Genomic DNA, 19756 nt, shown 5'->3' with positions numbered 1-19756 from the left:
TACAACCAGGTGCACGCCTGCAAGAACGTCTACGTGACCGACGGGGCCTTCATGACCTCGGCCAGCTGCGTGAACCCATCGCTCACCTATATGGCATTTACCGCAAGGGCCGCAAACCACGCGGCACAGGAACTCAAAAAAGGAAACATATAATGGAAAGAAGATCAGCACTCAAGAACATGGGATTGGCCTTCGGCTACGCCGTGGCCACCCCCACACTGTTAAGCCTGCTGCAGAGCTGCAAGGACAAGCCGGCCTATGCCGAATGGGTCCCCGGCTTTTTGAGCAGGGAACAGGGCCAGGCCCTGGCCCGCACCGTGGACGTGATCCTTCCCAAGACCGATACCCCCTCGGCCACCGAGGTGAACGTGCACGCCTTCATCGATGCCTACCTGGACGAGGTGATGCCCCTTGAACAACGGGACTACGTGATGATGAAGATGGAGCGGTTCTACGCCAAGGTCCTGGAGGGCTCCGGCAAGGAGAACCTTTCGGAGATAGAGGCAGGGGACATCGAGCCGGTGTTGGCCACCTACCTGCGCAAGCGCACCGATGAGGAGGAGGAGCTGCACATGGAGGCGGTGATGAACTATATGCAGGCCGTCATGGAGGGCGGCGAGGCCACCCTGGACGACGAGGTGGCGCGCTTCACCTTTGCCAACGAACTGAGGGACCTGGCCACATGGGCCTACAAGTCCTCGGAGTACGTGGGCGAGGAGGTGCTTGCCTACCTTCCCATACCCGGGGAGTACATCGCCTGTGGCGACCTGGACACCCTTACCGGTGGAAAGGCCTGGTCGGAATAGCAAAAGTTCAACCAAGCATAAAACAAAGAGCCTCCCGATCGGGAGGCTTTTTTTATGGCAAAAAAATACCTCGGAACGTTCTAATGTGGGGTGAACCAAACCGAGGCATTTTATCAATAAACACTATCCTAGTGCTGGTGGAACCAGCACCAACTATGATCCGCACATCAGGCAATCATCATCTGCCTGACCTTCTTTGGCACGTGCAATCATCTCTTTCATTTCTTCTGGCGACATGGGCTGAATATCTATCTCCTGTGGGCCCACGGAAGTGGCAGTCACCTGAATACCTTCGGCAGTTGCAGCAGTACTCTCCGATTCCACTGAAACAGTTACCGGTTCTTCTTTTTTCTTGCTGTTGTCCAATGTAAACTTAATGGCATCCACCGCAGCTTTGGTCCTTAGGTAATACATACCTGTTTTAAGACCACTCTTCCAAGCATAAAAATGCATGGAGGTGAGTTTGGCGAAATTGGCATTTTCCATGAACAAATTCAAGGACTGGCTCTGGTCGATGAAATAACCTCTTTGCCTACTCATATCGATGATGTCCTTCATACTGAGTTCCCAAACTGTTTTATACAGTTCTTTGATCTCGGCCGGAATGGCATCAATATGTTGTACCGAACCATTGGCACGCATCAATTCCTGTTTCAAATTCTCGTTCCAAAGACCCAGGGCCACCAAATCTTCCAAGAGGTGCTTGTTCACCACAATGAATTCGCCAGAAAGTACCCTACGGGTGTAAATGTTGGACGTATAGGGCTCAAAGCACTCATTGTTCCCTAAAATTTGTGAAGTGGACGCTGTGGGCATCGGAGCGACCAATAACGAGTTTCTGACGCCGTTCTTCAAGACATCTTTTCTCAGTTTGGCCCAATCCCATCTGCCGGACAATTCTTCATCCTTAATGCCCCAAAGATTGTGTTGAAATTCCCCTTTGGAAATGGGCGAACCCTCATAGGAAGAATATGTCCCCTCTTCTTTGGCCATTTCCATGGAGGCAGTAACAGCAGCAAAATACAGGGTCTCAAATATTTCTTGGTTTAATTTTTTGGCCTCATCACTGGTGAAGGGCAGTCGCAACATGATGAAGGTATCTGCCAACCCCTGGACACCCAAACCGACCGGTCTGTGTCGCATGTTCGAGTTTCTTGCCTCTTCCACAGGATAAAAGTTGCGGTCGATAACCTTGTTCAGGTTACGGGTAACCCTTTTGGTTACTTTGAACAGTTCCTTATGGTCGAATTCCCCATTTTTGACAAACATGGGCAAGGCAATGGAAGCCAGATTACATACGGCAACCTCATCGGGCGCGGTATATTCCATAATCTCGGTGCACAAGTTGGAAGAGCGAATGGTTCCCAAATTCTTTTGGTTGCTCTTACGGTTCGCGGCATCCTTGTACAGCATATAAGGTGTTCCCGTTTCTATTTGGGATTCCAAGATTTTTTCCCAAAGATCACGTGCCTTTATGGTCTTGCGTCCCTTGCCTTCGGCTTCATATTTGGTATACAAGGCCTCGAACTCTTCGCTGTGTGAATTAAAGAGTCCGGGGCATTCGTTGGGGCACATCAAGGTCCATTGACCGTCGGCTTCCACCCTTTTCATGAACAGGTCCGGAATCCACATGGCATAGAACAGGTCGCGAGCCCGCATTTCTTCCTTACCGTGGTTCTTTTTAAGCTCCAGGAAATCAAAAATATCAGCATGCCAAGGCTCCACGTAGATGGCAAAACTTCCTTTTCTTTTACCGCCACCTTGGTCTACATAACGGGCCGTATCATTGAAAACACGAAGCATGGGCACAATACCGTTGGAGGTACCATTGGTTCCCGCAATGTATGATCCCGTAGCCCTTATGTTGTGGATAGACAATCCGATTCCTCCGGCCGATTGGGAAATCTTGGCTGTTTGTTTTAAGGTATCGTAAATTCCATCGATGCTGTCGTCCTTCATGGCCAACAAAAAGCAGGATGACATCTGGGGTTTGGGTGTACCCGAATTGAACAAGGTCGGTGTGGCATGGGTGAAATACTTTTTGGACATCAGCTCATAGGTTTCTATGGCCGACTCCAAATCGTTTAAATGAATACCAACAGCCACCCGCATGAGCATGTGTTGTGGGCGTTCCGCAATCTTACCGTTGATCTTTAACAAGTACGATCGCTCCAACGTTTTAAAACCAAAATAGTCGTACCCAAAATCCCTGTTGTAGATAATGGTGGAATCCAATATTTCGGCATTTTCGGCAACTACCTTGTAAACCTCATCGGATAAAAGGGGTGCTTTTTTACCGGTTCTCGGATTCACATATTCATACAGGTCCTTCATGGTTTCCGAGAAGGACTTTTTGGTATTCTTATGCAGGTTGGAAACCGAGATACGGGCAGCCAATTTTGCATAATCGGGATGGGTTGTGGTCATGGTTGCGGCAATCTCCGCTGCCAAATTATCCAATTCGGATGTTGTTACGCCATCATAAAGGCCCTCAATGACGCGCATGGCCACTTTAACAGGATCCACAAGACTATTGAGTCCATAACACAATTTTCGTACTCGGGCCGTGATCTTGTCGAACATGATCGGCTCTTTTCTCCCGTCTCTTTTTACAACATACATAGTGCTTCTCGGTTTTAGTTGTTGGTTTTATTTTGAAATGTTAAAAAATTAACATTTTAGATTAAGGTCCACAAATTCCCAGTACAATAAGTTCGTGGGACTATTAGGGTAAAGGTTCTTAAAAATCGGCGTCGAAACTGATTTTTTGCGAATCGGTGTCCTTTTCCTTGTTCAGCACCCCTGCCTTTTGGTACTCGGAAACGCGTTTTTCAAAGAAATTGGTCTTTCCTTGGAGCGATATCATGTCCATAAAATCGAATGGATTGGTCGCATTGTATACCTTCTCACATTCCAATTCCACCAACAATCTATCGGTTACAAACTCCAGGTATTGGGTCATCAATTTGGCATTCATCCCGATCAAACTAACGGGCAATGATTCGGTAATAAACTCCCTTTCTATGTTCAAGGCATCCACAATAATGGAGGTAATCCGTTCTTTGGGCACCTTGTTGATCAAGTGTTTGTTATGTAGGTGTACGGCAAAATCGCAGTGCATGCCTTCATCCCTCGATATCAACTCGTTGGAAAAGGTAAGACCAGGCATAAGCCCTCTCTTTTTCAACCAAAAAATGGAACAGAAAGCACCTGAAAAGAAAATACCCTCCACCGCAGCAAAAGCAATTAAACGCTCGGCAAAACTGGGGGATTCGATCCAGCGCAATGCCCAATCCGCTTTCTTCTTGATGGCAGGAAAATTTTCAATGGCCTTGAACAACACATTTTTTTCCTTCTCATCCTTAACATAGGTATCGATCAAAAGGGAATAGGTCTCCGAATGAATGTTTTCCATCATGATTTGAAAACCATAGAAAAACTTGGCTTCGGAATATTGCACCTCATTGACGAAGTTTTCGGCCAGATTTTCATTCACTATACCATCCGATGCTGCAAAAAATGCAAGAATGTGCTTAATGAAGTAGCGCTCATCATCGTTCAGTTTGTTGTTCCAATCCGTAAGATCCTGATGAAGGTCTATTTCCTCTGCGGTCCAAAAACAGGCCTCACATTTCTTGTACCACTCCCAAAGATCATGGTGCTGAATCGGAAATATTACGAATCTGTCTTTGTTTTCCTGTAAAATGGGCTCAATTGCTTCGGACATAATCTATCTTTAAAAGTTTCTGGTTAGGAAGGGATGGCTTACTCGAAATGAGCAAACAAATATTTAAAATTGTTCGTGAAATGTAAAGTGCACAAAGCCAAATCGAGATCAAAGTTTTTAACAGAAACTGTTGAAATCTGCGATGGCCCAAGTCGTTGCTGGGCTTGGGATGGAAAGTGATCGTGGATAGCTTTTTGGAACGGGCGCCATGGCAAAAAAAAAGACCGAAAAGTATTGTTGTACATACTGTTCGGTCTTGTCTTCTATGATGAACCGGCGCGTGGCCCAAATATTACCAAACAGTACGGCCTCTCCGAGATCGACCAAACGATTCTTAGTTGTTCTAGGTAGTTCCCCCGAAACCTAAATCCAATTTTGAATCAAGTCCAAACCGAAGATATATTGTTGCAAGCTGTTTCTATAATCAAGAGATGGTTGCTTCGGCCGTACAACTTGTTGGTAATACAATAATTTAAGAACTTTTCAGTGAGGTCATTTTTTTGCTACGACCTTCTCCAAATCCAATTTCAGCTTTGCTTCCTTACTTTCGGAAATGGCGGCAAAAACAAGAGCTACCACTAAAATCACGAAAAGAACAATACATTTTCTCATTGCATTCGAATTAGGTGTGTCTTTAAATTTTTGACAGAGCCAAGATATTGAACAATACCCTTTCAACCCCAGCGCTATGTATAATCGGTTCTTTTTTGTGTATAGTTGGTGTGGGCATTTTTTAGATCTTGCCAAAAAATGGTCCAACCCTACAAACTGAACCTTGAAAAATGTAGGTTTTTCCCTTGATTTTCCATTTTTTACCAGTTATACGCGTTACCCGCCCATTAGCACATTATTTTAATACGGTATCAAGAATAATCCTAAATTTGAATTAACCTATATCCAATCAGTATGTTAGAAGCTGTTATTGTTGATGATGAGATCAAGGCACTGCAAAGTTTAAGCTGGGAACTTACCAATTTGAGCGATGAGGTGGATATTGTGGCATCGTTTACCGATGCGCACGAGGCTTTGGACTACCTGGAACGAAATACACCAGATTGCCTTTTCCTTGATATTGAGATGCCGGCAATGGATGGGTTTCAATTTATTAAAAACCTGAAAAACAAGGATTTTCCTGTTGTTATCACTACAGCATACAACCAATATGCACTACAGGCCCTAAAGAACGAGGCCATTGATTATTTGCTTAAACCAATAGATACGGATGATCTGGAACTTACCATTGCCAAGATCAAAAAATTCAACGCCAAGAACCTTACTATTGAGCGTTTGGAGAAGATGTTGTTGAACTTTAATTCGGAATCGCACAGCAAAAAGATCACCATAAACACTGATGGTAAATTGGTGTTTTTGAACAGTGACGACATTCTTTATGCCGAATCTGACGGAAATTATAGCACCATCTTCTTGAAGGATGGCCAAAAGATCTTATTGACCAAAAAGTTGAAGGAGGTCAATGCATTGTTGCCCCAAAGCAGTTTTTTCAGGATTCACAATTCTTACATCATCAATCTGAACAAAATCAAGGAGTTCCTGAAGACCGACGGTTATGTGGTTTTGGAATCCAATCATAAAATCCCAGTTTCTCGGCAAAAAAAATCCGATTTTCTGGATATGCTGTAACATACCCACTTCCTGTGCCCAATACCACAACCAAACAAATCGAAAACCTACATCGATCCCTATCGAGCCGTCTGGTTTTGTTTTGTTTTTTCTTTTTGCCCATAATCGGTTTTGGACAAAATATTCCGGAAGAATTTAAGGATAAAGCGGAAACCTTGGTGCAGCTGCAACCCAAGACCTACGAGTCACTGGACGAAGAACTTTCGAAGGAAAAACGTGATACTACCTTATTGCGTTTCTTCGCCGATTTGGCCAAGGAATACGATTATTGGGAAGGTCAAGCCTTTGCTCTTAACCAATTGGGAACCATGTACCGAAATACCTCGCAATATCAAAAAGCGGTCGATTTACACCTTGATGCCCTTGCAGCCGCAGAAAAGGCAAACAACACTGAACTTCGCGTATTAAGCTTAAACATGTTAGGGGTGGTCTATCGGCGTACTGATGCCATAAAGACTGCATTGGACTATAACCAAAGGGCATTGGAACTGGCAGAAAGTGTAGACAATCCTTCGGTGCACATCAAAAGAAGCATCAATGTTGCCCTTAACGGTATTGGAAACCTATACCAGACCTTGGAGCAATATGACCAAGCAATCGTTCAATTTGAAAGGGCCTTGAAGCTTGAGGAGGAATTGGGCAATAAATTGGGGCTTGCCATCAACCATCAAAACATTGGGAACTGCTTGGAGGAAAAAGGCGATTTGGAGTCGGCCCTCGAAAACTATCGTAAATCCCTGGCCTATAATGAAGAAATCGGTTCGGAATACGGAACCATTATCTGTAAAAACAGTCTGGCGCAAATCTATTTGAAACAGGATATGCCCTATGCGGCCCTCGTGTTGTTGGAACCTTTATTGGAGGCATCGCAGCGCATTGGTGATTTTTTCATTACTGCTTCCATTTTTATCAATACAGGTTGGGCCCATACCAAATTGGGCAATTTTGATCAGGCACACGATTTCATCTCCAAAGGCCTGGACATGGCCATCAACCGAAATATGCCCAGCAGCATTTTGTACGGCTATCAAAAATTGTCCGAACTGGAATACGACAGGGGCGATTTCAAAAAAGCCTATGAGTATTACAAAAAGGCCGATGAAAATGCCGCACAGATTTCGAGCGCCACCAACCTTCGGTACATGAACGACATTATCGAACGTTACGAAACGGACAAAAAGAACAACCAAATTGCAGTTTTGGCCAAGCAAAATGAAATTGTACGGCTTCGACTCAAGAAAAATGAAACCACATTGTTGGTCAGTGCCTTGATCGTGGGGTTGATATCCTCTATTCTGTACATTCTGTACCGACAGTACCAGAGCAAGAACGAAAAAAGGGTTTTGACCTTGGAACAGAAGATGCTTCGAAGCCAAATGAACCCCCATTTTTTGTTCAATTCGCTCAATTCCATCAAGCTGTACATCATCAATAACGAGCAGAAAAATGCCGTTCATTACCTCAACAAGTTTTCCAAATTGGTGCGAAAGATCTTGGAGGCCTCCTCACAACGGGAAATTTCCCTGGCCGAAGAGTTGGAAACGGTTGAACTTTACATGAACATCGAGAACATTCGCTTTTCCAATGAAATTGATTTCCGTGTTGAAGTGGACGAGGATATCAATGTGGACAACGTAAAGATTCCCTCTTTGACCCTTCAGCCCTTTTTGGAGAATTCCCTTTGGCACGGTCTTTCGCCCAAGGAAGGTGAAAAGAAAATCCACATCCATGTAAAAAGAAAGGACAAAGGCCATGTGTCCATCGAAATCTTGGATAATGGCGTGGGCCGGACCATGGCCGAAGCCAACAAGGAAAACAGGGTGCTCAAGCGCAAATCTGTAGGCATCCACATTACCAAAGAACGCTTGGCCAACTTCGCCAAAGATTATCAAAACAATTTTGATGTGGACATTGTGGACCTTTACGATGACAACGGAAAACCCAATGGCACCAAGGTTGTTCTGGACATCCCTACGATTTAGGATTTCCTTTGGCCACTTCTTCCAATTCGGCATACCATTTTTTGCCAAATTTTCGAATCAGGGCTTCCTTAACGAAGGTATAGATCGGCACCTTCAGTTCCTTGCCCAGGGCGCATGCAGGGTCACAGATTTCCCATTTGTGGTAGTTAACGGCCGTAAATTCGGAATACTCCCTTGTTCGTACTGGGTATAGATGGCACGAAACGGGTTTCTTCCATTTGGTGGCGCCAGCCAAATAGGCTTCTTCCAAACCACATTTGGCAATCCTATCGGATGAAAAAACCACGTAGGCACACTCACTATTGTCTACCAGCGGTGTTTCCCATTCACCATCTTCACCCTTTACAAAAGCCCCTTGTTCCTCAATGGCCTTGATGCCCTCTGGGCGCAGAAAGGGCTTCACCTTTGTATAGATTTCCACCAATATTTCGGTTTCGGATTCATCCAATGGGGCGCCATATTCCCCTCCCACACAGCAGGCCCCTTTGCAGGCATTAAGATTGCATACAAAATCGTTTTCCAAAATTTCTTCGGACACAATGGTTTTTCCTATCTGGAACATTCGGAATGCTTTTGTCGGCAAAGGTAGATCAAATGACGAAAATTGATGATTTATAAACTTTACATTGACATCCAAAAGTGTTTTTTACACGTACATTTGCAGTCCGAAAAAAATAAGCACAATGAATTTCAATTTCAAGGAAATAGCAACCGCTGGTATGATTCTTTTTGCTGTGATCGATATTTTGGGGAGTATTCCGATAATAATCTCGTTACGCAACAAGGTTGGGCACATTCAATCAGAAAAAGCCTCTGTGGTAGCTGCATGCATTATGGTCGCTTTTTTGTTCGTCGGTGAAAAAATCCTAAAGCTGATCGGTATCGATGTCAACTCCTTTGCAGTGGCCGGTGCCTTTATCATCTTCTTTTTGGCCATTGAAATGATATTGGGCATCACCTTGTATCGGGACGATGAGCCGGAGACCGCCTCCATTGTGCCCATTGCCTTCCCTTTGATCGCCGGAGCGGGTACCATGACCTCGCTGCTTTCGTTGCGTGCGGAATATCATGTGGAGAACATTATTGTTGCCATTATCCTAAACATTATCTTTGTATATATCGTTCTAAAATCGAGTGCAAAGATTGAACGGATATTGGGTAAAAACGGACTTAATATCATCCGAAAAGTGTTTGGTGTTATCCTTATGGCCATCGCTGTAAAGCTTTTTGCCTCCAATATAAACCAGTTGTTTGCACACGGTATTTAAAAACCCGTTATGAACAAAACATTTAGCATTGTCCTTATCCTATTGGCGTTGGCTTTGATTGCCTTTAACGTGACCTTGGTGGATTTCCAAAATCCTTTGCAGGGAGATAGCACCATTGCACTGATCGGAATAGTAGCTTCCCTTTGTGCCGTGGTTTTGCTGTTGATCTTTATGACCTCTAAAAAAATAGAAAAAAAGCTGAAGGACTGATCAGGGCTTTACATCTACCGACCCCACCTGTGAAGGTGCAATTTGCGCAGCATCCAAGTCTTTGACCTTGGTGAGCATGGCATCAAAATCCCCTTTAATTTGGGCCGAAAGGTTCGGTGAATACAATTGTTCGGCGATATTGGCCTTCAAATAGGCCTTGATCTTATCCTCATAAGCATAGAAATCCAATTTCACCTTTCGGTCCAACACAAATTGGATAAACTGATCGAACAGGATATCATCCACATGGAATTCCTCTAAAAATTCATATTGGTCGTACCCATCATACCGGGTTCGGTCCTCTTCCAAATGCTCAAAAATAAATCGTGAAAAGAACTGATAGGTATCGTCCATGCTTTCGATCGCCTCTTCCTGATTGCTGCCAATGGGAACGAACACATCTGGAATGATTCCGCCACCACCATATACCACTTTCCCGCCAGGGGTGACGAATTTTAGCGAATCGGCAACTTTAATACTGTCAGCTGAAGTCAATTCTCCGTTGGTATAGCGGTCCATGAACTTTCTATAGTAATCGTGGTTGCCATTTTTATAGGATTTTTGAATGGAACGACCGGTAGGAGTATAATAGCGACTTACGGTAAGTCTAACGGCAGAGCCGTCTCCCAATTCCATTTCCCGCTGCACCAATCCCTTCCCGAAGGAACGACGGCCCACAATGGTCCCTATATCATTGTCTTGAAGGGCTCCCGCAATAATTTCACTGGCGGATGCGGAGCGTTCATTGATCAACACATAAACCGGTTTTTCCTCAAAATCGCCCTTTTTGGTGGCATAGGCTTTGTTGATCCTACCCTTCTTATTTTTGGTGAAAAGGATAAGCTTACCATCGGACAGGAACTCATCGGCCATTTTTTCAGCAATGCCCAAATACCCTCCAGGATTATCGCGAAGGTCCAAAACCAACTTCTCGGCACCTCTTAACTTCAGTTTTTTGAGGGCATCCTTAAATTCGGCATAGGTGGATTCGGCAAACCGATTGATCTTAATGTAGCCCATATCGTTGGAAAGCATGTAATAGGCATCCACACTGCGAATGGGCACCCGATCCCGGGTTACGGCCATATCCAGCGTCTTGTTTTCCGATTTGCGGAACACCTTAAGATTCACTTTCGTGCCTATTTTACCCTTTAACGTTGAAACGATATCGTCATTCGGAATCCTTTTCCCAAAAAGGGTGTCCTTATCAGCCATCAATATGCGATCGCCAGGCTTTATACCACTGATATAACTCGGGCCATTTTTTATGGTCCGGATTACCGTAATCGTGTCCCGGTACATATAAAAGCTTACTCCGATTCCCGCAAAATCACCCTTCATGTTCTCGGAAACTTCTTCCATTTCGCTTTTGGGAATGTACACAGAGTGGGGATCCAATTTGCCCAATATGTTGTTCACTGTAACATCGACAATGCTATCGGTATCCACCTCATCCACATATTCATAATCGATATAATCGATCAACCGGTTGAGTTTATCCTTTTTGGAATTGGTGGAAAACAATCGTTCGGGTGAGTCGTTGAAGTGTAGTTTGCCCCCAATAAAAATACCAATGGCAACCGCCAGGGCAAGTAAAGTGGGCCAAATATATCCTTTGATCTTTTTCATATAGCAATTATGGTTTTACACCATTTCTTCCAAAACCGGAAGATGAACGACCTCTACGCCGGCGCGTTCCAAAAATTTTAATCCTGAGTCGTCCTTGTAGGCTGTTTTATACACCACACGTTTTATGCCAGATTGATGAATCAACTTACTGCATTCCCTGCATGGTGACAACGTAATGTACAAGGTGGCCCCTTCGCAAGACTGTGTTGAGGCGGCCACTTTTAATATGGCATTGGCCTCGGCATGAAGTACGTACCACTTGGTGTAACCCTCCTCGTCCTCACAAAAGTTCTCAAAACCGGTGGGGGTTCCGTTGTACCCATCGGAAATGATCATGCGATCCTTTACGATAATGGCACCCACTTGCCTTCTTTTGCAGTAGGAAAGTTTGCTCCATTCCTGGGCCATCCGTAAATAGGCCTTGTCGTATTTTTCTTGTTTGCTCTCCTTCATTCAGTCAAAAATAAGCTGATAATGAAATAAATATACCTGCTTTGGAAGACCCTTACAACCTTATTCGATTAAATTTAACGAAGGTCCTATTGGGGAAACGTTGCAATAAGCAAGGGTATTGTGATGGCTATGATCAAAATGGAGGCAATTGCGATAAATAGGGTCCTTTTTAACTTCAACAGGTCCACAGAGAGAAATGCCAGTGCCAAAACCATCAAAATTATGGTGACCTGGGATAACTCAATCCCGGTGGCAAACCCCAAAAGCGGGGTGATCTTATCTTCTTCCTCCGCCATCAACATTTTGAAATAGTTTGAAAACCCAAAACCATGGATCAAACCAAAAAAACCGGTAGCGATATAATGCAACAGTTCTCCAAAGTTCACCCCTTCCTTGAACACATAGGTAAAATTGAAAAGGGCCGTGATGAAAATGGTTACAGGAATCAAGAATTCTATGAGGCCAACATCCACGGTTACCACCTCATAAACGGACAATGCCAACGAAGTACAGTGCGCCACGGTAAAAATGGTGGCCAATATCACCACATGCTTCCAATTTTTGAAGGTAAAGGGCACTGCTAGGGCCGATAGGAACAGAATATGATCGTATGCACTGAAATCCAGCACATGATCCAAACCCATTTTCACATAAAACATAAATTCTTCCATGCTTTCCAATTATGAGATTCCTCGCTCTTTTTGAATGGTTTCGTACGCTTTTTGTACCTCCTTGAACTTTTCCTCGGCCCCTTTTCGAATGGCCTCGTTTTCCGTGACCACCCGATCGGGATGGTATTTTTTGGCCATGGTGCGATAGGCTTTTTTCACCTCTTCGTCCGTGGCCGTTTTTTCGATTTCCAGGATTTTGTAGGCATTGTCCGCAGACCTGACGAACATGGCCATAATACTTTCAAAATCGTTTCTTCCTACACGAAGATAGCCTGCAATCTCACGTAATTTAGCCACTTCCGATGGGCTCAATTGTCCATCAGCTTGTGCAATGCCAAACAAAAAATGGAGGAGTTGCAAACGTACCTCGTACCGGGTCCGTTGTTCCATGTAGGCACATATGCGCTGGGCCGAAATTTCCCTTTTCTTGATCACTTCGTTAAAGGTCCTGAAAATGGCATTGGCCCTCTCCTTTCCGTAGGTGCTCAAAAAATACTGTCGCACATATTCCAACTCCTGTGGATTTACCTGTCCATCGGCCTTGATGATAATGGAACAAAGGGAAAGCAGGTTCAATTCAAAATCGCGCGGAGAGACATTTTGTTGACCCGTACTTTTAAAAACCGATTTGGCACCACTTTCAGAGCCGCCCATGTTTTCCAAAAGGCTGCCCAAAAGAAATCCCAGTATGGCGCCGGGAAAGCGAAGAATAAAATAGCCCACAACAGCGGCCACCCATTTGATCATCCCATAAATTTTAAAGCCCAAATATAGTGCTTTGACCAGTAAACCATACTTTAAGCAATGTTAAGGACGATGAAAAAACCGAACAATGCCGTATCTTTGACATCAAATTAAAAAAAAGCCTATGTATCCTGAAGAATTGGTAAAACCTATGCGAGCAGACTTGGCCAATGCCGGGTTTGAGGAACTACATACAAGTGATGCCGTAGAAAATGCACTTAAAGAACCAGGCACTACCCTTGTGGTGGTGAATTCAGTTTGTGGTTGCGCTGCGGCCAATGCAAGGCCTGCTGCCAAATTGAGCCTTCAAAACAGTAAAACACCCGATCATTTGGTAACGGTTTTCGCCGGAGTGGACATGGAAGCCGTGGCCACCGCAAGAAACCATATGGTCCCCTTTCCTCCTTCTTCGCCAAGTATGGCGCTATTTAAAGACGGGGAATTGGTGCACATGATCGAAAGACATCATATTGAAGGTAGGCCAGCCGAACTGATCGCTGAAAATTTGATGGAAGCCTATAACGAGTTTTGTTAATTTGGTTTCCAACATATCAAAGAACAACCACCTATAAGGGTGGTTTTTTTATTTTTACACCGAACTCAAACTGAATCTAGTGGCCAAATTGCTCTCATACCCTTTAACTATCCTATTTTTTATCTTTTTTGGACTGGCATTGGTCATTTTTCACCCAATCCAATGGATTTGTTTGAACTTGTTTGGTTATAATGCCCACAAGCGCAGTGTTTCGATCTTAAATTGGTGCCTAATGGGCTGTACCCGCATTTTGGGAACCCGATACACTTTCCAAAACGATCAAAACATTCCGACCGACCGACCGTTGATCATCGTGACCAACCATCAAAGCATGTACGACATTCCCCCAATCATTTGGCACATGAGAAAGTACCATCCCAAATTTGTGAGCAAGATCGAATTAGGCAAGGGCATACCTAGTGTGTCCTATAATTTAAGACATGGTGGCTCGGTATTGATCAACCGAAAGGATCCGAAGCAGTCCATTGCCCAATTGGAAAAACTTGGAAATTATATCGAAGCCCATAACCGTAGTGCTGTGATTTTTCCGGAAGGAACCCGCAGTCGAACAGGGGAACCCAAACCCTTCAGGACAACCGGACTAAAAGTGTTGATGAAGAATGCACCCTCCGCTTTGATTATACCCATCAGTATAAACAATTCCTGGAAATTATTGCGTTATGGCAAATTTCCAATGGGACTGGGGTCACATGTCAAATTTGAGGTGCATCCACCCATGGAAATTTCGGCAGACTTGGATTCCACCATCAAAGCGGTTGAAAAACAAGTGGTTTCAGGAATCCAAATCAGCGCATGAAAAAAGACCTATTGGTACAGAATACCATTGATTTTGTAAAGGAATCCCTGAAAAATGCCGAAGGGGGTCATGATTGGTTCCATATTGAAAGGGTTTACAAGAATGCCCTTCACTTAATACAATTTGAAAGCAAGGCTGATGCTTTGGTAGTACAATTAGTAGCTCTTTTACACGATATCGCCGATCCAAAATTCCATGATGGGGATGAATCCATTGGCCCCAAAGTGGCGCGGGAGTTTCTCACTTCCCAACTTCTTGAGGCGCATTTGATCGAACATATTGTGAATATCATCCAGCACATGTCTTACAAAAACAGTCTGGACAATTCCGGTGAGCGTTTTTCGTCTCTGGAGCTCGAAATCGTTCAGGACGCTGACCGATTGGATGCCATGGGAGCCATTGGTATTGCCCGGGCATTCAACTATGGAGGATTCAAAAATAGGGCCTTGTTCGATCCGGCGATTCCGCCCAACCTCAATATGACCAAGGAGGAATACAAAAAATCCAACGCGCCGACCATCAACCATTTTTACGAAAAATTGTTGTTACTAAAAGACGGTATGAATACAGCAGCGGGGAAAAAAATAGCCCAAGAAAGACATGACTTTATGCTGGCCTTTCTTGAGCAGTTTTATAAAGAGTGGGGGCATCAACCCAAGGACACCCCATAAATCTATTTTTTAACAGAAAGTTCCCTAGTTAACCACCCTCTTTTATTGGCCGTGGCTATGGCGTAGGGTGTGATCCAAAACAATCCGAAAGTATAAAGAATGCTATAGGAGTACGCCCAAAACGATTCGGATAGTTCGTAACGTTTGGCGTAGAATAGCACCGGAAAAGTAGTGACGATCAATATACTCGCCAATGTTGAACTCAAGAACAACAAAGGATGCGACAATACAAAGAACAGCATGAACAACAACAAGGGATAACTCATGATGATCCGCAAAAACTGACTCACAAACAACAATCTCGCACCAAACTTGGGTCCCTTTCTAAAATTACGGAATACGTACTTGGACATTTCAATGTTCTCGCGCACATTGCTGCGTCCCCATCGAATGAACATCTTGTACAGGCCACGGTATTTTTCGGGCACGTTGGTATAGCAATAGGCATTTCTTTGAAACAACACGTGGTAACCCTGTTTAAGGATCATGTTAGTCATGGCCCTATCCTCACCGATATCCGATGGCTTTCCCATAAAGGTTTGGTTGATCCAATTTTCCAGACAAGCATGTACGGCCTTACTACGATATGCCGCTAAAGCACCTGGGGTACAAAGTACCGAGTTGAGCGTGCTTTCAGCAGAACGCACAAATTCAAAGCTCAGCACAAAGCTTACATCCAACATTTTGGGCAACAGGGCCTTTTCGTTGTTCAGAACGCGAATGTTTCCGGCCACTGCACCACAATTTGAATTTGTGACAAACGGACTAACCAAGTTTCGCAAGGTATCCTCGGCCACTATGGAATCACTGTCCACTGTCACAAAAATTTCTCCCGAACCTTCATTGAACCCCAAATAAAGCGCATGGCGTTTACCCATGTTTTTGGGCTGCTTGTAAATGGCCAAGGCGTCCCCTAATTCGATCTTGGCTTGTTGAATCCAATACCAGGTATCATCCTTACTGCCATCATCCACGGCGAGTATCTGCAATTTTTCCTTTGGAAAATTGCTGCTGGCCAAACTCATCAACGTTGCATAAACCTGCTTACCTTCATTATAGGCGGGAACAATTACTGTGCAACTTGGCAATTCTTCATCACTGACAGAACCAACGGCCTTGTATTTGAAGTAGCGAAATACCGTATAGAGAAAAAATCCGACCCTGAACAGGAACAACAAACCCGTGACTACTAAAATGGAAATACCCAATTTGGAGCCCATTCGTTCCAAATTGTACATTTCAAAATCGCTTTGAAGCACATAAACAAGATACAATGCCCCCAAAAGCAGCACAAAAGTGCTTCCCATTACAAAAACGCCCCATGCATCGGCGGTCTCGAAAAAGTTTTGGATTCGATGTTTTATGTTGGATTTTGCCTTAATCCGGTTGGTAATTTCAATTTTCTGGTTCGATGAATTTTTCATTTCATCCATTGTGGTTTGCCCCATTTTATAAGATTGGATAATAAACGTTTGGTGGGATTTACGTAACAGAATCAGTTTTAGATGCTTTTTAAAAATTATTTAACTAGAAATACAAAAAGCATCGTAATGCATACGTTAAGATTACAAAATGTTACAAATCCAACTATTGAATACCATTTGGATGATTCAGGGTTTCCTCCTTTAATTAGCTCCTGATTTTTGTATCTTGTGGGGACATAATCAAACTAAACAAAATGCAAAGAAGAAAGTTCCTTAAGAATACAGCCGCTGCCTCGGCTGCGTTTTCCATTGTTCCAAGTTTTGTGCTGGGCAAAACCCATGTTCCACCCAGTGACACCCTATACGTCGGTGCTTTTGGTGTCGGGGGCCGGGGCAACAGTGTTATCCGTGGCTTGAACGAAACCGGCCGAGTTAAATTTGTTTCCTTTTGTGATGTGGATGACCGCAGGGCCAAGGAAACCTATGAAATGTTCCCGGACGTAAAACGCTATAAGGACTTTAGAAAAGTATATGATGCGCAATTGGGCGATATCGATGCCATTATGGTGGCTACCCCCGATCACACGCATGCCACTATTGCACTTCCCTTTATGCGGGAAAAAAAACATGCCTATGTGGAAAAACCGCTCACCCATAATATTTATGAGGCCCGTTTGATGACCAAAGTGGCCAAGGAAAATGGAATCGTTACCCAAATGGGCAACCAAGGCGCATCCAGTGATGATAGCCGTATCGCCCGTGAATGGGTGGAGTCCGGTATTATTGGCAAAGTACACACCATCGACTGTTGGACCAATCGCCCAGTGTGGCCACAAGGGGTACCCATGCCCACCAAAAAAGACCGTATTCCAAAAGGGTTGGACTGGGACCTATGGTTGGGTCCGGCTGCCATGCGCGATTACAATGATGCCTACCTTCCGTTTAAATGGAGAGGTTTCTGGGATTTTGGAACCGGAGCCTTGGGCGACATGGGATGCCATATTATGGAGACTCCCTTCAGCGTATTGGATCTAGGATATCCTATAGAAGCAGAAGCAAGCTGCACCACTGTTTGGGTCGGTGATTTTGTGGAGGCCGATTACAGCCACTCCTGCCCTCCATCTTCCAAAATTCACTTGAAATTTGAACATGAACACCATGGGGATATTGCCCTTAACTGGTACGATGGTGGTATAAAACCCGATCTGCCCGACGAATTGAAGGACGGGGAAACCATTGGCGATACCGGTGGTGGAACCATAATCTATGGGGATAAGGGCACATTGATCTGCGATACGTATTCAAGAAACGCCAGACTATTACCATCGGAAATGATGGATCTGTACAAATCACCAGAACCCAAATACCCCAGAGTTGAAGGAAGTATGGGAGGCCATATTGCCAATTTTGTGGATGGTTGCCAAAACGGTACACCAACCTCTTCCAATTTTGAAAAGGCCGGTCGCTTGACCGAGACAGTGTTGATGGGGAACTTGGCTGTTAAAGCCTACCAATACAAGGAATTGAAACCCGGAAAAACACCAACCGATTGGGACCCTTATGATTCCCCAGGTCGCCGAAAACTGATGTGGGATGGGGACAACATGAAGATCACCAACTACGACAAGGCCAACGAATGGGTTACCCGCGAATACCGTGAAGGTTGGGAAGTTAAATAACCCATTTTCCTAAAATAGGATTTAAATAATTGTCAGTTCGAGCGGAGTCGAGAACAAAATGAAGTTCATGGACCGAAAGGTTTCGACTGCGCTCCACCTGACAATATTGATTGTGTTCAAAACAATTTTAATTGTCCATCCTTGTAGTGTTGGTGCAATTCGGTATTCAATTTGGGGAACACCCGATCTTTAAAATACCGTTGTTTGGCCAACTGGGCCATACTGTGAATCTGTTCCGCGAGTTTTCCCTCCCCTTTGGTTCGCAATCCGAATCGGCTGTCGTTTAAACTGCCCCCATGGCACTCCTGTATTTGGTGCAGTACCTTTTCTGCTCTGTCGGGCATGGTTTTGTGAATCCAATCGGTAAAAATTTGACCGATGGCCCCATTGAGTCGCACCACGGTCAATCCAAAGGAACGGGCACCATGGTCGGCCACGGCTTTGGCCAAGGGCAACAACTCATGGCTGTTGATACCGGGAATAATAGGGGCCAGCATGGCATTCACCGGAATGTTGTTTTCAGAAAGGGTCTTGATTGTTTGTAATCTTTTTTTAATGGTGGTGGTGCGGGGTTCCAATATTCGTCTTGTTTTTTCCGACAAGGAGGTCACCGAAACATGGACACCGACCAACCCATGCTCATTCAGTTCTTTCAAGATATCCAAATCTCGCAGTACCAAGGCATTTTTAGTGATGATGCCCACCGGATGGCGGTATTTTAAAAATAGCTCCAAGCATTTTCGGGTAATCTTAAATTTCTGTTCAGCGGGTTGGTAACAGTCCGTATTGCCCGACAGCACAATGGTGGCTGCTTTCCATTTCTTATTTCTGATCTTGGCCTCCAACAACTCGGGTGCTGCTTGTTTTACCAAAATACTTCGTTCAAAATCCTGTCCAGCACTGTAACCCCAATATTCGTGGGTGTTACGGGCATAGCAGTACACACACCCGTGTTCGCATCCTTGGTATGGATTTAGTGAATAGGACATGCCCACATCGGGACTGTCAACCTTATTAACAATGCTTTTGGGAAAAATGGGAATATATTGGGTTTGATTGCCCTCCGGTTCTTCCCCCTCCAATCGAAAAAATTCGAGAAAATCCTCTCGCATTTCATACACCTGCTTGGAAAAACGATTGTGTGGATTTTGCTGTGCACCCCGTCCTTTGGTAAATTGTTCAGTTGACATTGCATTGGATTATTTCCCAATATATGGATTTTATCCAATGATTAATATACAATAATCAGTAAACAATGAACAATCTGGTGTCATTCTGAACAAAGTGAAGAATCTCACAAGGTAATGGCTTCCGCATCTTGCTTCGACTTCCTGACCATCCGGCAGGCAGGTGCTCAGCATCCCCGCGGAATGACAATGTATGCCTTTTATGTCATTTCGAACCGAGTGAAACGAGTGTGAGAAATCTGTTCTTTCGCTAAAAGCTAAAAGGTGAAGGGGCAAGGGACAATGTCCAATTAACAATGGACAATAAACAAA

General features: G+C 44.3%; 20 protein-coding genes. 10 read left to right on the top strand and 10 right to left on the bottom strand.

Annotation, left to right across the window (positions count from 1 at the left end; translation table 11 throughout):
• The coding region (locus EO131_RS10050) for a GMC oxidoreductase (protein ID WP_164731602.1) at nt 1-153 on the top strand (153 nt) is incomplete at its 5' end.
• Entirely contained in the window at nt 153-806 is a 654-nt protein-coding gene (locus EO131_RS10045) for a gluconate 2-dehydrogenase subunit 3 family protein (RefSeq protein WP_127018971.1), read from the top strand. The genes EO131_RS10050 and EO131_RS10045, both read left to right, overlap by 1 nt.
• Before the next feature lie 153 nt (nt 807-959).
• On the opposite strand, the gene EO131_RS10040 is transcribed toward EO131_RS10045, so the two are convergent.
• The 3 genes from EO131_RS10040 to EO131_RS10030 all read right to left on the bottom strand — a co-directional run bounded on the left by EO131_RS10040 (nt 960) and on the right by EO131_RS10030 (nt 4860).
• Nucleotides 960-3428 (bottom strand): ribonucleoside-diphosphate reductase subunit alpha, encoded by a 2469-nt coding sequence (locus EO131_RS10040; protein ID WP_127021461.1) that lies wholly within the window; start codon nt 3426-3428, stop codon nt 960-962.
• A gap of 118 nt (nt 3429-3546) precedes the next feature.
• On the bottom strand, nt 3547-4533 hold the full coding sequence (locus EO131_RS10035) for a ribonucleotide-diphosphate reductase subunit beta (RefSeq protein WP_127021459.1): 987 nt from the start codon (nt 4531-4533) through the stop codon (nt 3547-3549).
• A 117-nt stretch (nt 4534-4650) separates the two neighbouring features.
• Entirely contained in the window at nt 4651-4860 is a 210-nt protein-coding gene (locus EO131_RS10030; protein ID WP_127021457.1) for a hypothetical protein, read from the bottom strand.
• Nucleotides 4861-5439: 579 nt separating this feature from the next.
• Between EO131_RS10030 and EO131_RS10025 the strand changes: the two genes are divergently transcribed.
• Both EO131_RS10025 and EO131_RS10020 read left to right on the top strand, forming a co-directional pair.
• The gene (locus tag EO131_RS10025; RefSeq protein WP_127021455.1) at nt 5440-6174 is read left to right on the top strand and encodes a LytR/AlgR family response regulator transcription factor; all 735 of its coding nucleotides are present in this window, start codon (nt 5440-5442) and stop codon (nt 6172-6174) included.
• A 14-nt stretch (nt 6175-6188) separates the two neighbouring features.
• Entirely contained in the window at nt 6189-8156 is a 1968-nt protein-coding gene (locus EO131_RS10020; protein ID WP_127021453.1) for a tetratricopeptide repeat-containing sensor histidine kinase, read from the top strand.
• On the opposite strand, the gene EO131_RS10015 is transcribed toward EO131_RS10020, so the two are convergent.
• On the bottom strand, nt 8146-8718 hold the full coding sequence (locus tag EO131_RS10015) for a DUF3109 family protein (RefSeq protein ID WP_127021451.1): 573 nt from the start codon (nt 8716-8718) through the stop codon (nt 8146-8148). The two genes, EO131_RS10020 and EO131_RS10015, sit on opposite strands and share 11 nt — an antisense overlap.
• Nucleotides 8719-8839: 121 nt before the next feature.
• Between EO131_RS10015 and EO131_RS10010 the strand changes: the two genes are divergently transcribed.
• On the top strand, nt 8840-9424 hold the full coding sequence (locus EO131_RS10010; protein WP_127021449.1) for a MarC family protein: 585 nt from the start codon (nt 8840-8842) through the stop codon (nt 9422-9424).
• A gap of 9 nt (nt 9425-9433) precedes the next feature.
• The gene (locus tag EO131_RS10005) at nt 9434-9634 is read left to right on the top strand and encodes a hypothetical protein (protein ID WP_127021447.1); all 201 of its coding nucleotides are present in this window, start codon (nt 9434-9436) and stop codon (nt 9632-9634) included.
• Here the strand turns inward: EO131_RS10005 and EO131_RS10000 are convergent, their stop codons facing one another.
• From EO131_RS10000 to EO131_RS09985, 4 genes are all read right to left on the bottom strand, one after another.
• Nucleotides 9635-11263, bottom strand: coding sequence for a S41 family peptidase (locus tag EO131_RS10000; RefSeq protein ID WP_127021445.1), 1629 nt, complete (start codon nt 11261-11263; stop codon nt 9635-9637).
• Nucleotides 11264-11278: 15 nt separating this feature from the next.
• The gene (locus EO131_RS09995; protein WP_127021443.1) at nt 11279-11716 is read right to left on the bottom strand and encodes a deoxycytidylate deaminase; all 438 of its coding nucleotides are present in this window, start codon (nt 11714-11716) and stop codon (nt 11279-11281) included.
• 86 nt (nt 11717-11802) lie between these two features.
• Nucleotides 11803-12387, bottom strand: coding sequence for a HupE/UreJ family protein (locus EO131_RS09990; RefSeq protein ID WP_127021441.1), 585 nt, complete (start codon nt 12385-12387; stop codon nt 11803-11805).
• 9 nt (nt 12388-12396) lie between these two features.
• Nucleotides 12397-13134 carry a TerB family tellurite resistance protein gene (locus EO131_RS09985; RefSeq protein ID WP_127021440.1) on the bottom strand — a complete coding sequence of 246 codons (738 nt, stop codon included), beginning with the start codon at nt 13132-13134 and terminating at the stop codon, nt 12397-12399.
• 121 nt (nt 13135-13255) lie between these two features.
• Between EO131_RS09985 and EO131_RS09980 the strand changes: the two genes are divergently transcribed.
• From EO131_RS09980 to EO131_RS09970, 3 genes are all read left to right on the top strand, one after another.
• Nucleotides 13256-13666: a BrxA/BrxB family bacilliredoxin gene (locus tag EO131_RS09980; RefSeq protein WP_127021438.1), complete on the top strand. Its 411-nt coding sequence runs from the start codon at nt 13256-13258 to the stop codon at nt 13664-13666.
• Between the two features lie 79 nt (nt 13667-13745).
• Nucleotides 13746-14483, top strand: a complete 738-nt coding sequence (locus EO131_RS09975) for a lysophospholipid acyltransferase family protein (RefSeq protein ID WP_127021436.1) — start codon at nt 13746-13748, stop codon at nt 14481-14483.
• Nucleotides 14480-15154, top strand: a complete 675-nt coding sequence (locus tag EO131_RS09970) for an HD domain-containing protein (RefSeq protein WP_127021434.1) — start codon at nt 14480-14482, stop codon at nt 15152-15154. Before EO131_RS09975 ends, EO131_RS09970 begins: the two co-directional genes overlap by 4 nt.
• 2 nt (nt 15155-15156) lie before the next feature.
• On the opposite strand, the gene EO131_RS09965 is transcribed toward EO131_RS09970, so the two are convergent.
• Nucleotides 15157-16602 (bottom strand): glycosyltransferase family 2 protein, encoded by a 1446-nt coding sequence (locus EO131_RS09965; protein ID WP_241243825.1) that lies wholly within the window; start codon nt 16600-16602, stop codon nt 15157-15159.
• A 230-nt stretch (nt 16603-16832) separates the two neighbouring features.
• Between EO131_RS09965 and EO131_RS09960 the strand changes: the two genes are divergently transcribed.
• Nucleotides 16833-18257, top strand: coding sequence for a Gfo/Idh/MocA family protein (locus EO131_RS09960; protein WP_127021432.1), 1425 nt, complete (start codon nt 16833-16835; stop codon nt 18255-18257).
• Nucleotides 18258-18373: 116 nt separating this feature from the next.
• Here the strand turns inward: EO131_RS09960 and EO131_RS09955 are convergent, their stop codons facing one another.
• On the bottom strand, nt 18374-19447 hold the full coding sequence (locus tag EO131_RS09955) for a PA0069 family radical SAM protein (RefSeq protein ID WP_127021430.1): 1074 nt from the start codon (nt 19445-19447) through the stop codon (nt 18374-18376).
• Between the last annotated feature and the right edge of the window lie 309 nt (nt 19448-19756).

It is taken from the genome of Flagellimonas beolgyonensis, assembly GCF_003992615.1.
In the GTDB taxonomy this organism is placed as follows: domain Bacteria; phylum Bacteroidota; class Bacteroidia; order Flavobacteriales; family Flavobacteriaceae; genus Flagellimonas; species Flagellimonas beolgyonensis.
Note: the sequence above shows the minus strand (reverse complement) of the source record. Positions and strands in the feature narration are given on the sequence as shown.

Excerpts from the sequence above, each read along its gene's own strand:
- EO131_RS09970 (WP_127021434.1), top strand. The coding sequence starts at position 14,480 with ATGAAAAAAGACCTATTGGTACAGAATACCATTGATTTTGTAAAGGAA.
- EO131_RS10005 (WP_127021447.1), top strand. The coding sequence starts at position 9,434 with ATGAACAAAACATTTAGCATTGTCCTTATCCTATTGGCGTTGGCTTTG.
- EO131_RS10045 (WP_127018971.1), top strand. The coding sequence starts at position 153 with ATGGAAAGAAGATCAGCACTCAAGAACATGGGATTGGCCTTCGGCTAC.
- EO131_RS09955 (WP_127021430.1), bottom strand. The coding sequence starts at position 19,447 with ATGTCAACTGAACAATTTACCAAAGGACGGGGTGCACAGCAAAATCCA.
- EO131_RS10025 (WP_127021455.1), top strand. The coding sequence starts at position 5,440 with ATGTTAGAAGCTGTTATTGTTGATGATGAGATCAAGGCACTGCAAAGT.
- EO131_RS10035 (WP_127021459.1), bottom strand. The coding sequence starts at position 4,533 with ATGTCCGAAGCAATTGAGCCCATTTTACAGGAAAACAAAGACAGATTC.
- EO131_RS10000 (WP_127021445.1), bottom strand. The coding sequence starts at position 11,263 with ATGAAAAAGATCAAAGGATATATTTGGCCCACTTTACTTGCCCTGGCG.
- EO131_RS09980 (WP_127021438.1), top strand. The coding sequence starts at position 13,256 with ATGTATCCTGAAGAATTGGTAAAACCTATGCGAGCAGACTTGGCCAAT.
- EO131_RS10010 (WP_127021449.1), top strand. The coding sequence starts at position 8,840 with ATGAATTTCAATTTCAAGGAAATAGCAACCGCTGGTATGATTCTTTTT.
- EO131_RS09985 (WP_127021440.1), bottom strand. The coding sequence starts at position 13,134 with ATGATCAAATGGGTGGCCGCTGTTGTGGGCTATTTTATTCTTCGCTTT.
- EO131_RS09960 (WP_127021432.1), top strand. The coding sequence starts at position 16,833 with ATGCAAAGAAGAAAGTTCCTTAAGAATACAGCCGCTGCCTCGGCTGCG.
- EO131_RS09965 (WP_241243825.1), bottom strand. The coding sequence starts at position 16,602 with ATGGGGCAAACCACAATGGATGAAATGAAAAATTCATCGAACCAGAAA.
- EO131_RS09995 (WP_127021443.1), bottom strand. The coding sequence starts at position 11,716 with ATGAAGGAGAGCAAACAAGAAAAATACGACAAGGCCTATTTACGGATG.
- EO131_RS10015 (WP_127021451.1), bottom strand. The coding sequence starts at position 8,718 with ATGTTCCAGATAGGAAAAACCATTGTGTCCGAAGAAATTTTGGAAAAC.
- EO131_RS09990 (WP_127021441.1), bottom strand. The coding sequence starts at position 12,387 with ATGGAAGAATTTATGTTTTATGTGAAAATGGGTTTGGATCATGTGCTG.
- EO131_RS10040 (WP_127021461.1), bottom strand. The coding sequence starts at position 3,428 with ATGTATGTTGTAAAAAGAGACGGGAGAAAAGAGCCGATCATGTTCGAC.